The 14,649-nt window shown below is 52.9% G+C and carries 12 protein-coding genes; 1 reads left to right on the forward strand and 11 read right to left on the reverse strand.

Going from position 1 to position 14,649, the window contains the following annotated elements:
• Positions 1-173 precede the first annotated feature (173 nt).
• The 11 genes from gpmI to ACYC56_RS00250 all read right to left on the reverse strand — a co-directional run bounded on the left by gpmI (position 174) and on the right by ACYC56_RS00250 (position 12,408).
• Positions 174-1,766: a 2,3-bisphosphoglycerate-independent phosphoglycerate mutase gene (gene gpmI, locus ACYC56_RS00200; RefSeq protein WP_461372152.1), complete on the reverse strand. Its 1,593-nt coding sequence runs from the start codon at positions 1,764-1,766 to the stop codon at positions 174-176.
• A 16-nt stretch (positions 1,767-1,782) separates the two neighbouring features.
• Positions 1,783-2,574 carry a triose-phosphate isomerase gene (gene tpiA, locus ACYC56_RS00205; protein WP_461372153.1) on the reverse strand — a complete coding sequence of 264 codons (792 nt, stop codon included), beginning with the start codon at positions 2,572-2,574 and terminating at the stop codon, positions 1,783-1,785.
• A gap of 63 nt (positions 2,575-2,637) precedes the next feature.
• On the reverse strand, positions 2,638-3,825 hold the full coding sequence (locus ACYC56_RS00210) for a phosphoglycerate kinase (protein ID WP_461372154.1): 1,188 nt from the start codon (positions 3,823-3,825) through the stop codon (positions 2,638-2,640).
• A gap of 113 nt (positions 3,826-3,938) precedes the next feature.
• Positions 3,939-4,934: a type I glyceraldehyde-3-phosphate dehydrogenase gene (gap, locus tag ACYC56_RS00215; protein WP_461372155.1), complete on the reverse strand. Its 996-nt coding sequence runs from the start codon at positions 4,932-4,934 to the stop codon at positions 3,939-3,941.
• A gap of 44 nt (positions 4,935-4,978) precedes the next feature.
• Positions 4,979-5,944: a DNA-binding protein WhiA gene (gene whiA, locus ACYC56_RS00220; protein WP_461372156.1), complete on the reverse strand. Its 966-nt coding sequence runs from the start codon at positions 5,942-5,944 to the stop codon at positions 4,979-4,981.
• An 18-nt stretch (positions 5,945-5,962) separates the two neighbouring features.
• Entirely contained in the window at positions 5,963-6,901 is a 939-nt protein-coding gene (locus ACYC56_RS00225; protein WP_461372157.1) for a gluconeogenesis factor YvcK family protein, read from the reverse strand.
• An 11-nt stretch (positions 6,902-6,912) separates the two neighbouring features.
• Complete coding sequence (gene rapZ, locus ACYC56_RS00230) at positions 6,913-7,824, reverse strand: RNase adapter RapZ (protein WP_461372164.1); 912 nt, start codon at positions 7,822-7,824, stop codon at positions 6,913-6,915.
• 112 nt (positions 7,825-7,936) lie between these two features.
• A complete protein-coding gene (locus ACYC56_RS00235; protein ID WP_461372158.1) occupies positions 7,937-8,455 on the reverse strand; it encodes a methylated-DNA--[protein]-cysteine S-methyltransferase in 519 nt (172 codons plus the stop codon).
• A 38-nt stretch (positions 8,456-8,493) separates the two neighbouring features.
• Positions 8,494-10,350, reverse strand: coding sequence for an excinuclease ABC subunit UvrC (uvrC, locus tag ACYC56_RS00240; RefSeq protein WP_461372159.1), 1,857 nt, complete (start codon positions 10,348-10,350; stop codon positions 8,494-8,496).
• A 70-nt stretch (positions 10,351-10,420) separates the two neighbouring features.
• Complete coding sequence (locus ACYC56_RS00245) at positions 10,421-11,200, reverse strand: class I SAM-dependent methyltransferase (RefSeq protein WP_461372160.1); 780 nt, start codon at positions 11,198-11,200, stop codon at positions 10,421-10,423.
• Entirely contained in the window at positions 11,200-12,408 is a 1,209-nt protein-coding gene (locus ACYC56_RS00250; protein ID WP_461372161.1) for an MtnX-like HAD-IB family phosphatase, read from the reverse strand. Before ACYC56_RS00250 ends, ACYC56_RS00245 begins: the two co-directional genes overlap by 1 nt.
• Before the next feature lie 327 nt (positions 12,409-12,735).
• Here ACYC56_RS00250 and ACYC56_RS00255 point away from each other — a divergent pair.
• The coding region (locus tag ACYC56_RS00255) for an Ig-like domain-containing domain (RefSeq protein ID WP_461372162.1) at positions 12,736-14,649 on the forward strand (1,914 nt) is incomplete at its 3' end.

Here is a 14,649-nt window from a genome sequence, read left to right on the forward strand (position 1 = left end):
CAAGCTGATTCATATGAGCAACACCCCAGAAGAGCAGAAGCCAGGAGTCAGGAGCCAGAATCCAGAATCAAATCCTTATTTTTACAAAAGTTAGGTTACGCCTAGACACTAATCAGTGGCAACCATGCGTACTGCACCCGAGATTCTTCGCTATCGCTCAGAATGACAAGTACCTACCCCCATTCAATCAGAGATGCACCCGTCATCTCCCTTGGTTTTGGTATGTGCATGACGTCGAGGATCGTTGGTGCGACGTCGGCCAGGATGCCTTGGCCTTTGGGCTTGAGCTTGAAGTGATTGTCCATAATCGCGTACAATGGGACCTCGTTTGTCGTGTGGGCGGTGAACGGTTGGTGGTGAACGAAGTCGATCATTTTGTCCGCGTTACCATGATCGGCGGTTATGAAAACGACGCCGCCTTTCGTCCTGGCCATCTCGACGATGCGCCCTACGCAGGAATCGACGACCTCGACCGCTTTAACTGCGGCCTCGAAGATTCCCGTGTGGCCGACCATGTCACCGTTGGCGAAGTTTACCACTATGAAGTCATACGCATCCGATTGTATGGCATTGACCACGACATCGGTTACCTCTTGTGCGCTCATCTCGGGCTTTAGGTCATAGGTAGCCACCTTCGGTGAGGGCACAAGGACCCTGACCTCGCCCGCCTTTGGCGCCTCTTTCCCGCCGTTGAAAAAGAACGTCACGTGGGCGTACTTTTCGGTTTCAGCGGTGTGAAGCTGCTTCATGTCATGAGCTGCCAAGATATCCGCCAGGATATTCTTAAGCTCCTGCGGCGGAAACGCCACTGCGACATCGAAGGTGACATCATATTGCGTCATGCAGACGTAAAACACGCTCGGTGGGTGGACGTCCCGGTCGAAGCTTGCGAAGTCTTTATCGATAAACGCCCTGGTTATTTCGCGCGCCCGGTCGGCGCGGAAGTTATAGAATATCACCGAGTCGCCGTCCTGCACGGTCGCCACGGGTTTGCCGGTTGTTTCATCGATGATTACGGTCGGCTCGACGAACTCATCGACGGCCCCTACATCGTAGGATTGCCGGACGGCCTGCTCGGGGGAAACAGCGTGCTTGCCTTCGGCGTGAACCATCGCGTCATACCCCTTCTTGACCCGTTCCCAGCGGTTGTCCCGGTCCATGACGTAATATCTACCCATGACCGTCGCGACCCGGCCAAGCCCTACCTGCGCCATCTTCTCCTCAAGTTGCTTAAAATAAGTCAGCGCGCTTTGCGGCGGCACGTCGCGGCCGTCAAGAAACGCGTGCACGTAGACGCGCTCGAGCCCCAGCATCTTGGCCATATCCAGCAGCGCAAAAAGATGCGTGTCGAGGCTATGAACACCGCCATCGGAAAGCAGACCCATTAGATGCAGGGCCGTGCCTTTTTCCTTCGCCAATTGCATGGCCTCTAAGAAGGCTTTGTTTGTAAAGAAATCACCATCCCGGATGGACTTGCTGATCCGGGTTATCTCCTGGTATACGACGCGACCGGCCCCGAGATTGAGGTGCCCTACTTCGGAATTCCCCATCTGCCCCTCGGGAAGGCCTACCGCTTCGCCGGCCGCCCGCAAGGTCGTAAAGGGAAACTCTATCCCGTAACGGTTGAGGTTTGGTGTGTTCGCCGCCGCGATGGCATTTCCGACCTTGTCGGGATTTACCCCCCACCCATCAAGAATACACAGCACAACCGGTTTCGGCCGCTTTGTCTCCACGTCTTTGTGCCTTTCGTTATGTATGGTACTCAAAAAGTTAGTTCTACCTTTATTTACGGGCGTTTTTTACGATACCGGCAAAGCTCTCTGCTTCAAGGCTTGCACCGCCGACCAGAGCCCCGTTGATATCCGATTCGGCCATGAAGTCGGCGATATTGCCGGCTTTGACGCTTCCGCCGTAAAGAATCGGGATGTCCTTAGCAACATCCGCTCCAAACCTGGCTGCCAAAACCGCACGAATGTGTCTGATGACATCGTTGGCGTCCTCGGGAAGGGCTGTTTTGCCTGTTCCAATAGCCCAAATCGGCTCGTACGCAACGATAAAGCTCTTCATGTCCCCGGCGTTCAGCCCCTCGGTGCCCCCAAGAATCTGGGACTCGATGAAGGAGTTAGTCTCGCCTGCTTCCCTCTGCGCGAGCGACTCGCCGCAACACATAATCGGCGTGATATCATGCCTGAGCGCGGCTTTTACCTTTTTATTTACCGACTCGTCGGTCTCACCGAAATACATACGCCTCTCCGAGTGACCGAGAATCACATAATCACACTCCAGATCCTTAAGCATCAGCGGAGACACCTCTCCGGTATAAGCGCCTTCGTCCTCCCAGAACATATTCTGAGCGCCCAGTTTCATGGCCGGTTTGTCCTGTCCGAAAACGGTATAGATGCTTTTAAGATCCGTAAACGGTGGGCAGACGATAACCCCAACGCCATTGTATCCCCTATCATCCTGCGGAAGGTCGTCCAGCTGATCCTCGAGATCCTGGACCAAAAACACCGCTTCCTTGGCCGTTTTATACATCTTCCAGTTCCCCGCGATTATCCTGCGTTTATCCCCCATTTAGCCCTCCTTAAATAAGCTTAAATTATATGATTATATAGACCCAATCGCTAATCGCTGCTCTTAAGGGTCTTTCTTATCAAGCAACGCTTCGACGCCGGGGAGCTTTTTGCCTTCGATAAGCTCGAGAGAGGCTCCGCCGCCGGTTGAGATGAACGAGACCCGGTCTTCGAGGTGAAATTTCTTAAGCGCGGCTATAGAATCGCCGCCGCCCACTATGCTGGTAGCGCCGGATTGCGCGATTGACAGGGCGACCTCTTCGGTCCCCCGCGAGAACTGGTCGATCTCAAAGACGCCCATCGGCCCATTCCAGAATATCGTCTGGGAGCTGTTAATAACGCCCTGGTAGACCGCGATCGTATCGGGACCGATATCGAGGCCCATCCAGCCGTCGGGGATTGAATCGATCGGAACGACCCGCGCCTCGGCATCAGGGCTGATCTCCTGCGCGATCACAACATCGGCCGGCAGGTACAGCGACATATCCTTGGTCTCGGCCTTTTTGATCGTCTCGCGACAATAATCGATCTTATCTTCCTCGAGCAACGACTTGCCGATATTGTAGCCCTGCGCTTTTAAGAAGGTAAAACACATGCCCCCGCCGATCAACAACCCGTCGACGATATCGAGAAGCGCATCGATGACGCCGATTTTATCCGATACCTTGCTTCCTCCAAGGATCGCAATAAACGGCCTCTTTGGATTTGCAAGGGTCGATGTCAGCGTATCTATCTCTTTTTCCAGAAGGAACCCGGCGACCGCGGGCAAATACCGGGCAACGCCGGCAACCGATGCATGCGCCCGGTGAGAAGCCCCAAAAGCATCGTTCACATAGATATCTGCAAGGCTCGCCAGCTCTTTTGCAAACTCCGGGTCGTTCTTTTTCTCGCGCTCGTCAAACCGCAGGTTTTCCAGGAGCAATACATCGCCGGGCTTCATCTTGTCCACGGCCTCTTTGACCTGAGGGCCTACGACCTCGTCGGCCTTTTCGACGTCTTTGTCAAGCAGGTCTGCAAGCTCCTGTGCAACCGGATCGAGCATATACTTATCCTCCGGGCCCTTCGGCCTTCCCAGGTGACTCATCAGGATGACTTTTGCGCCCTGGGTGACCAGGTACTCTATTGTCGGTAGCGCGGCCCTGATCCTGCTGTCATCGGTTACCGCCCCATTGTTGATGGGGACGTTAAAATCAACACGAACGAGCACCCGCTTACCGGAAACATCAATGTCCCGCACGTTTTTTTTATCCAAAGCTCTCCCCCTCAGTGTTACCGGTTATTAGACATGCCAATAGCAGATGGCGACCGGCATGGCTTAACGATGCCGGTCGGCACCTGCTATCTCAATTTCGCTGATAACTGCTTTTATTCAGAGATGATCTTAACGAGATCGACGAGCCTGTTTGAGTAACCCCACTCGTTATCGTACCAGGACAGAACCTTGGCGATCTTACCGGAGGCCATGGTCGACAAGCCATCAAAGATTGACGACCTCGGGTCACCGACGATATCGATGGATACGATCGGGTCCTCGGTGTAAGCCAGGATGTCCATCATCTTCTCCGACTCGGCGGCCTCGGCCATCGCATTGTTGATGTCGTCGACCGATGCTTCTTTTGAAAGCTCGACGGTAAGGTCGACAAGCGAGCCGTCCGGAACCGGTACTCTAAGGGCCATACCGTCCATCTTGCCTACTAAATCGGGGATGACAAGGCCGATAGCTCTTGCAGCACCGGTTGATGTCGGGATAATCGACGTCGCCGCCGACCTTGCTCTTCTCAGGTCTTTATGCGGCATATCAAGCAGGGCCTGATCGTTAGTGTACGCGTGAACGGTCGTCATGAAGCCCTTCTCGATCCCAAAGTTATCAAGCAAGACTTTTGCGACCGGTCCGAGACAATTGGTCGTACACGAAGCGTTCGAGATGATCTTGTGATCTTTGCTCAACTTCTCGTCGTTTACACCAATGACAACGGTAATATCCTCACCTTTTGCAGGTGCAGAAATAATGACTTTCTTGGCGCCCGCAGCCAGGTGCTTCTTTGCATCATCAGCTTTTGTGAAATGACCGGTGGACTCGATAACGATGTCCACGCCCATCTCGCCCCACGGAAGATTTGCGGGGTCTCTCTCGGCTGTTACTCTTAGCTCTTTACCGTCGACTTCAATACCGTTTTCGGTTGGCTCAACATCCGCCTCAAAAATCCCAAACGTCGAGTCGTACTGGAGCAGATGTGCAAGGGTCTTGGCATCAGTTAGGTCGTTTACTGCGACTATTTCGATATCAGGATCATCGAATGCTGCTCTAAATACGTTCCTACCTATTCTCCCGAACCCGTTGATGCCTACTTTAACTGCCATACGTTTTACTCCTCCTCTTTCCCATAAGTTGTCATAACTTTTCCCTATCGGGATGAGCGCGAAACCTTAATAAGGCTTTTTGCCAACTGGGACATGCGCCTGGCCCGATGATACACAGCTGATTTGCTAAGGGGTGGGTCAAACAGCTCCCCTAGCTCTTTTAGGCTAACATATGGATATTCGACACGTACCCTCGCGAACTCCTGCAAACTATTTGGTAAATTTTTCAGCCCAAGCTTAGAGTCGACGATTTTTATGTCTTCGATTTGGTCCGCTGCGGCGTTGACGACCTTATTCAAGTTTGCCGTATCGCAGTTGACCAGGCGGTTCACCTGCGCCCGCATCTCTTTTATAATACGCTCGTCTTCCCACTGCAAAAGGGCGTTGTAGGCGCCGATGAGCGCTAAATACTGCAAGATCTCTTCACTGTCTTTTATGTAAACCGCATAATTATGAACCGCAGAATTTTTCTTGCGGGCGCTGATCTTAGCGTTGAGCCCGACGCGGCGCACCAGATCGCGCAAATCCTCGGCAAACTCAGCGTTGTCGGTCGTCAATTCAAAATGATAATCGCCTTTCGGGTTACTGACAAAGCCGCCGCCCAGGAACGCCCCGCGAAGGTACGCCACCGCACAGCAGTCCTTTTTAACGATCCTCTGCAGGATTCCCGGCGCCATGACCATGTGGTCGTCCAGGATACCGAGTTCATTTAAGACCTGGCCGATCGCGGGCTGATCCGGGATGTGGATGAGGTAGTTGTTTACTTTATGAAGAACGCTTCTTCGAACGATGGATTCGACTTTAAGAGGAAACGTATCGGTTAAGTATTTATAGAGAAGACGCGCGACCGCCGCGTTCTCGGTCGAGACATCGAGGGCAAAGCGCTCGTTGCCGAGGATATGGAGGCTTCCGTCCATGTGGATGATCGCCGAAGCCTCCGCCCGCTGGCAGCACTCACGTTTCGGCTGCAGCTTGGCAAGCTCGCTCTTAACTTCCGTCGAAAATGACAAAGCTTATAAGTTCTCCTTTCAAACAAGCTCTCTTAGTACCGCCGCCAGCTTATCGACATCGTGGCAGGATGACTTGGCTTCGTCGAGAACGTCGGCGAGAACCACGTTGAGGCCGAGTGCCTGGATGCTTTCGGCTATGATGGATACCGGGTAACGCCTATCCTCGGCGTAGCTCATGAGCTTGTCGTCGGGTATCGGGTGATTATTTACTATAACCACATCGACCCAGCTGGGCGATCCATGGTTGATGATCGCGCTGACGTGATCGCACGCGGTAAACAAATCCGTTTCTCCCGGTTGCGTCATGACGTTGCACACATATATCTTAATAGCTTTAGACTCCGCCATGGCTTGGCCGATCTGCGGCACGATGAGATTCGGGAGAATGCTTGTAAACACACTTCCCGGACCGATCACCACCTGGTCGGCTTCGAGAATCGCCTCAACGGCGGCCGGGTATGCCGCGACATCGGGAGGGTCGAGGTAGATCTCTTTCAACGGCCTGGTGGTCTGGGCGATTTTCACTTGCCCGGTGATGGGTTCACCGCTAAACGTGTCCGCCCGCAGAATCACATTGCCGATCGTCGATGGCAGCACACGCCCCTCGACTGATAAAAGCTCGGAGGCTATGCGAACGCCCTCGTCGAAGCTTCCGGAAAGGTCGGTAAGCGCGGCTATGATAAGATTGCCGAGGTTGTGCCCCGCGATACCGTCGCCCTGTTGGAAACGGTAGGTAAAAAGATCGGCCATCCCTTTGTCGCCGGCCAGGGCCACAAGACAGTTTCGTATATCTCCCGGCGGAAGTATCCCGATATCCCTGCGCAGCCGCCCCGAGCTTCCGCCGTCATCGGCCACGCTTACGATCGCGGTCACGTCATCCGTATACCGCCTCAGGCTCCTAAGCGCTACCGGCAGCCCGGTACCCCCACCTATTGCAACCGACTTTATACCAGACATATGTACCGCCTTTATTTCTTACCGTCCGTACCGGTCTTGCCGCCTTTATTGCCCTTTGTCTCCCATATCCGCCCCATGTCCCTGTGCCTGCATACGACGTTATATTCTTTTTCTTGCAAGAAACTCGCTACTTCGTTTGCAATCGCAACCGAGCGATGGGTACCGCCGGTACAGCCTATGGCTACCGTAAAATGAGTTTTTCCCTCGGAAACGTAGCGTGGGAGAAGAAAGGCCAGCAGCCCCTTGAATTTCCGCAAGAACATTTTACTCTCGGATCTGTTCAGGACGAACTCGCACACTTTCTCGTTCGTCCCGTCGAAATGCTTAAGCGACTCGATATAGTGCGGATTCGGCAAGAATCGCACATCCATGACAAGGTCTGCATCCAAAGGCATCCCGTACTTGTACCCGAACGACATCACGGTTATCATAATGCCCTTCTTCTGCTTATCCTTTTGTAGAATCGCAGTTCTGATCTTGTCTTTAAGCTCGAAGGTGGCGAGGTTGCTCGTATCGAATATCAGGTCGGCCTCCCCGCGCAGCTGCTCCATGATATGGCGCTCCTGGTGGATACCGTCCGTTATCGCGCCTTCCTCAGAAAGCGGATGCCGGCGCCGTGTCTCTTTAAACCGCTTCACCAGGGCCTCGTCGGAGGCCTCGAGGTAGAGTATCTGATATTTTATCCCGAGAAGTTTTAGTTTTTGCAGCTCTTCAAAGAGCGTGTCGAAAAACTCGCGACCCCTCACGTCGCACACCACAGCGACCTGCCGCACCTTACTTCCCGGAAGGGTGCAGAGTTCCGCCATTTTTGGAATCAACGAAGGCGGCAGGTTATCGATACAGAAGAAGCCCATGTCTTCGAAACACTTGATAGCCTCTGATTTCCCCGCTCCCGAGAGACCTGTGATAATCGCAAATTCAATATTCTGATTCAATTAACCATGCTCCTCTGTGGTCCCTTGTAATTTCTGCTCTTTCTTTCTTCTTATTCTAGAACATTTCGGAACCATTTTATGCTAAATTGAGATATTTTTCTTAACCTTCCGGCAGTATCCCTTCAAGCGCCAGAAGACGCTCTTTCCACCCGCGCTTACCGCTCCAGCCACCGATACTACCATCGCTCTTTAACACCCTATGGCACGGCACCACGATGGGAACAGGATTTTTTGCCATCGCATTGCCCACGGCCCGCGCCGCCTTTGGCCGCCCGCAGCGCAACGCCAATTCTTTGTATGTTAATGTCTCACCGTATGATACAGACTTTAGAGTATCGTATATCTTACGCTCAAACTCTGTTGCTTGCCCATAATCCAGCTGGTAGTCGAAGTGTACGTTCTCTCCATTAAAGTATCTACCTATAGTTGAGCTTAACTCTAATCCGAGGGTCTCGTCATATTTTAGCCGGTCATACCGCCTGGCGATTTCTTCTTCCAGCAAGTGTTCGCTCTCCTGCGGGAAGATGATGCCTGCAAGACCGATTCCACTAAAAACCGCCGCCCCCACACCCCATTGGGTCGTATAAGTAGTAAATCCTAGTAATTCTGATCTCGTCATTTAGCCCTCCACACTAAAAACCCTGCTCAATCTACTTTCTAGTCTCTAGTATTGGGTCCCATTTGCGACCCAATACTGTGAAAATGGCGATAAACCCGCTCGGCGATAACGCTTGGCAAACCGGGAACGCTGTTTAGCGCCTCAAGGCTCGCATCCGCGATTTCGCCTGGAGAGCCGAAGTGTTTGAGCAAAAGCTTCTTCCTCGCTCCGCCCACCCCCGGGATTTTATCTAAAGTCGACTCGATCATTGCCTTACCCCGTAAACTCCTGTGATATGTGATGGCAAAGCGGTGCGCCTCGTCGCGTATCCGCTGCATGAGCTTTAAAGCATCGCTGCCGCGGTCGAGCCGTACCGGGTCGGAACAGCCCGGCACGAATATCTCCTCTTCGCGCTTCGCAAGCCCGACGATCGGCACATCTTCGTACCCGACCTCTCGCATCGCTAAAAGAGCGGCTGAGAGCTGAGGTTTTCCTCCATCTACGATAACGAGATCCGGCTCATCTGAAAACGACGGGTCGAACTTGGCATCCGCATGCGTAAACCTGCGATGTATCACCTCGTGCATCATCGCGTAGTCGTTGATGCTGACGTCGTACTGTATCTTGAACTTCCTGTAATCATCCTTTGCCGGGCGGCCCTGCTTGAAGACAACCATCGAGCCCACAGAGTTGCTGCCCTGGATGGTCGATATATCGAAGCATTCTATACGCCCGGGCGGCCCGGATAAACCGAGCGCCTTGGCCAGAGACCCCAGAACGCGGCTCGAATTCTCTTTCTCCCATGAGTGTTTGACGACCGACATAGTGAGCGCATACTGGGCGTTTGCCGACGCCATATCGATAAGGTCGCGCTTATCGCCCCGCTGGGGGATTTTAAGCGAAACGTTAGTTCCCCGCTGCTGACTTAGTAATTCCTCGATAATATGGGCATCCTCAAGCTCGAGCGGCACAAGCACCTGAGGCGGGACCGACGTGGAATTGATGTAGTTTTGCTTGATAAACGCGCTTAACACATCCTCATCCGACTCTCCCCTGTCGAGGATAAAGTTCTTGCTGCCGATGAGCTTGCCGTCGCGCACGATCGAGAGGTTGATACATCCAAGCGAGCCGTCGAAGCTTAAGCCCACGATGTCGAAGTCTTCTCCCGTCTCGGAGACGATCTTCTGCTTTTGCAGGACGATGCGTGCGGCATCCAGGCGATCGCGGATACGCGCCGCCTGCTCGAACTCGAGACCTGCCGCCGCCTGGCTCATCTCGGCCTCAAGCTGGTCGATTACCGGCTCGGGATGTCCCTCCAGGAACAACTCGATCTTTTCCATCATCGCACGGTACGCTTCTTTAGAGACCGCGTCGATACACGGCCCGAGACAGCGTTTTATATGATGGTTGAGGCACGGCGAGCCGGTCGATTTGCCCGGCTTGGCGCGCTTGCACGTTCTGAATGGGAATATCCTGCGCAGCGTATCGAATGTTTCGCGCACCGCCGCCACGCTGGTGTACGGCCCGTAATACTTGGTGCCGCGCCGGTGATGCTCCCTGGTTATCAATATCCTTGGAAAGGCATCCTGCCAGGTAATGGCGATATATGGATAGCTCTTATCGTCCCGGTAGGATACGTTGAACGCCGGGCGGTACTTCTTGATAAGGTTGCACTCGAGCACCAGCGCCTCGAGTTCGCTGCCGGTTACATAAAACTCGAAATCAACGATGCGCTCGACGAGCGCCCTGGTCTTCGGTGCGTGGTCGCCGCCCTGGAAGTACGATCGCATCCTGTTGCGCAAAGATTTGGCCTTACCGACATAGATAACCCTGCCGTCGGCATCCCGGTATATATAGACGCCGGGGTCGGTGGGCACGCTTTTTAGTTGTTCGATTAGTCTCGATCTATAGTTCATAGTAGTTCTTTATCTATTACTCGTTATATTCATTGCACTTATCGCCACGATAATTCCACGTTCGATGACGCTACGGTTTGCTTGCCATAATGGTTATCATGCCGTTCTTATTCTCACACAAGTCAACGGTAAACCCCGTGCTTGTAAGCCCCGCTACCAGCCAGTTAGTCGATATGCGAAGCTTCCGGTAAAAGCTTTTACTCAAACTCCAAAGCCCCTCATCGTTTACACGATTGCTCGTATCGTTCTTCGTATGATTCCTGGTATAGATCAAATCATATACTTTTACATGCTTTTGCTCGTATTCGAGAAAGCAGGTAAACACCGTATTTTCATCGCTTCTCACAGGGATAAACCGGTCGAGATCCTCCAGTTCAAGCGTGAGATCTCGAAAACTCAGCAGGAATCTGCCGCCGGGCTCCAGCGCATGATACACCTTTTTGCACATCGATCCGACCTTGCGAAACGAGTCCAGGTGCGTGAGCGTGTCGCCCATGCATACGAAGAGTTCTACGCCGCCGGGGCTATGCTTCTCGAAATTCAGCATATCGCCGCGTACGGCTTCGATCACCATATCCTCGTTACCGTACTGCTTCATGTTGTCTTTAAGCTCGTCCAACAGCTTCCGACTGAGATCGATGGCCGTAACCCTAAACCCAAGCCGCGCAAGGGCTATCGACTGAAAGCCGGACCCCGCACCTAAATCAACCGCGACCCCCGAACCGCCGGGAGCAATCCCCTGGGAGGCAAAGAACTCGTAGTTGACGGCGATATTCTTATCGACATCGCCGAAAAGCCACGAGTAATACGGCGCCAGGTGCTTATCGTAATGCTCAGAAGTCTTTGCCATTATTCATCTCCTTGCTGATCCAGGCATCTCTCTAAGTCTCTATCTAAATTTCTGTCTAAGCCTTTAAGTATCGAGCGCTCCCGTAAATGTCCGATGATCTCGCCGAAATGCTCGTACGCAATACAATCAATACCGTTATTCCTGCAGTACTCGAGCAGGCTGTCCTTGGCAAACACCAGGTCGGCGTGCTCGGCGGCACAGCGGTCCGAAAGGCCGTTGCCGATGTAGATCACGTAGCCGGCGCCCTCGCGTTGCGCGTCCATGACCGCTTTCTTGCAGTTGGCGCACTGGATACACTCCGCGTGCTGGTTATTAAACCCGAGAACCAGCTTGCCGTTAACAAACGACAGGTGATTTGCATGATACGTGAGATCGGAGAGGCCGTGACGACCCATCACCCGTTCGATAAAATAATCGAACCCATCGCTTACCAGATAAACCGGCACGTCGGAAGCGCGGGTTTGCTCTATAAACTCGGCGAAAAAGGAGTCGATCTCGACCGTATCAACGAAGTCGCTGATATCGGCCTCGTCCGCTTCGACAAGCTCCCAGCACTTCCGGTAAAGCTCGACCATCGAGATGCGGCCGTCGTGCCATTCCCGGTCGATCTCGGTCCACTTCTCCCCCAGCCATATGGTAAAGATGGCATCTGATACGTCCTGCTTGCTGATAGTGCCGTCGAAGTCACATAAGATAACCGGCGCCGCTATAGTACCACGCGTATCGCTCATATCGCTTTTATAGTTCTTATGCGTATCGCTCTTGGTTGTGAGAAGGCCGGCGAGTGTTGTACCTGCAAGCTGCGTGCGGATGAGGCGCTGCGTCGTTTCCCAGACGGGCTTGAGTTCACAGCCGGCGGCGGTGCACGAGGCGCCTTCCTTGAGGCAGTCGCTGATCGCGACCGGTCCCTCAACCGCCTCGACCAGCTCAAGCAGGTTGATCGCCTCCGCCGGTCGCGCCAGGGTGTAGCCGCCTCCCTGACCGCGCCGCGAGGTTACAATCCCCGCTTTAGAAAGACCCTGCAAGGCCTTGGCCACAAATGCGACCGAGAGCCCGTGCGATGCCGCAATCTCGCCTATATCGCACATCCCGCCTTTTTTTGCGAGGTACAGCGCACTTAAAATTGCATATTCCGATCTCTTGGTAACCTGCATAATCCTCCCGTAAAAGGCCGGCCGGCTATGCCGGGGGTCGATAATTTCGGACAATTTTTGTCTTGTTTTAAAGGTATAACTCCTTGAAGCGTATGTCAATCTCAGACCAGGAACTATGCACTTCCCCGTCCGGTGCATCCCCTGTAAGCAAGAGGTATCCAGGCAAACCTTTACAGTGGTAATAGTTGGACTGTAAGTCATTGCCAATTGAGCATACTGATGATAGTATAAAGCCATAACTATTACACATTATAAACAACAAATGAGACCGCCTTTTCTGCGGACAATAGCACGGGATGCACACCTAGCTCAAATCAACTCTGCCCCCAGCAGGGTTTTTTTTATTGGTTGGATGAGCCGGGGCTTTAAAGAGGAGGATGTATGAGGGGATTTCGGATAAATAAACCGCGTAAACATACCACCCTCGCGCTTGGGATAGTGCTGGTGGGCCTGCTGGTTTCTATGGTATTGGCACAATCGTCGTTTGCGGCCGTAAACTGGCAGTGGCAGATCGTAGAAAGTACAACAGGAGACGTGGGCCAGCATTCATCGATCGCCCTCGACTCCTCGGGAAGCCCACAGATCAGCTACTATGATGCCACCAATACCGGCCTGAGGTATGCATTTAAAGACTCCTTGGGCTTCTGGCAAAGCGAACCCGTAGAGCCGGGCTCCGGTGACAATATCGGCAGATATTCCTCATTAGCCTTGTCCCCTACCGGTAAACCCTGCATAAGCTATTACGATGATACCAACGATGACCTGAGATACGCCTATAAAGATGCTACGGGGTGGCAAACAGGACCACCCGTAGATGCCGATAACGACGTCGGCTCATACTCATCGCTGGCCGTTGACGCTTCGGGGAGACCTCACATCAGCTACTACGACGCCACTAATGGTGATCTCAGATATGCTTATAAGGATAGTGAAGGTGCCTGGTATATCAAGGCTGTAGACAGCCCGGATAATGTAGGCATGTACTCGTCCATCGCCGTCGACTCTACAGGAAAACCTCACATCAGCTACTACGATACGACGAACCACAACCTTAAGTATGCGTATAAGGATAGTGACGGCAATTGGCATATAGAGCCGGTCGATAATACCGACGATGAAGGCTTGTATAGCTCGATCGATATCGATAAGAACAACAATCCGCACATCAGTTACCATGACGCCACCAATGGCGATCTTAAATACGCATATAAATCGGGTGCAAATTGGCAAATAACGGCCGTGGACAGAACCGGCAATACGGGACTTTATACGTCCATCGCGGTCGACCCCAACAACAATCCGCATATCAGTTACTATGACGCCACCAACAAGGTACTCAAGTACGCGTACCGCGATTCTAATACTCTCTGGCTTACGGAGACCGCGGATTCCGGCGGTGATAAAGGCCAGTACTCGTCCATTGCCGTCGACGCCAACGGGTCGGCGCACATTAGCTATTACGATGCGGGCACCAGCACCGACCTTAAATATATCTACAAAGACGCCCCCCTGGTGGTCGCCAGCGACCCGACCAACAACGCCACCTCTATTGGGTTGAATAGAACCATCACCGTTACCTTTAGCGAAAATCTGGAGCCCGGTACCTTACTAACCGGGATTACGCTTAAAGATTCTAGTAATAACATCTTGACAACCGTAAATAACGCCAGCGGCAAGACACTTACCATCGACCCGGTCAATGACTTTAGCTATAACAAAAGCTATACGGTCACTATCGATGCGGGCTCGGTAAAAGACGCCTCAGGCAATCCGCTGGCCGCCAAATATACCTTTGGATTTATGGCGCAGCCGGATGTGCCGCCTGTGATAACCAGCACCGACCCGTCCAATGGCGCTACCGGTGTTCCGGTAGATCAAAACATAAATGTGTACTTCAGCGAGGATATCAAGGCCGGTTCCAACTTCAGCGGGATAACGCTTAAGGATACAACCGGCACGGCAATACCCGCATCGGTCACCATAGTGAACGGTATCGTGGATGGTGCGTATAAAAATATCCTGGTTATTAATCCGACAAAAAATCTGGGAAACGGGACAAAATATAGGGTAAACATTCCGGGTGGACCGACGGGCGCCATTAAGGATACGACAAACAATCCGCTTGTGACCACCTCTACGTTTGACTTTACTACAAACGGGAACGCACCGCCGGTTATCCAAAGCACCGATCCGGGCAGCAACACGTCCGGTGTTTCGGTAAGTAAAACCATTACGGTTACCTTTAATGAGGCCATCCAGTCAGGTAGCGCGTACTCAAACATCGCGGTGAAGAAC

The organism is Candidatus Aquicultor sp. (assembly GCF_054640775.1).

Bases quoted from the DNA above. Each gene is read 5' to 3' on its own strand.
- tpiA (WP_461372153.1), bottom strand. From the start codon at position 2,574: ATGGGGGATAAACGCAGGATAATCGCGGGGAACTGGAAGATGTATAAA.
- gap (WP_461372155.1), bottom strand. From the start codon at position 4,934: ATGGCAGTTAAAGTAGGCATCAACGGGTTCGGGAGAATAGGTAGGAAC.
- ACYC56_RS00225 (WP_461372157.1), bottom strand. From the start codon at position 6,901: ATGTCTGGTATAAAGTCGGTTGCAATAGGTGGGGGTACCGGGCTGCCG.
- ACYC56_RS00235 (WP_461372158.1), bottom strand. From the start codon at position 8,455: ATGACGAGATCAGAATTACTAGGATTTACTACTTATACGACCCAATGG.
- uvrC (WP_461372159.1), bottom strand. From the start codon at position 10,350: ATGAACTATAGATCGAGACTAATCGAACAACTAAAAAGCGTGCCCACC.
- ACYC56_RS00245 (WP_461372160.1), bottom strand. From the start codon at position 11,200: ATGGCAAAGACTTCTGAGCATTACGATAAGCACCTGGCGCCGTATTAC.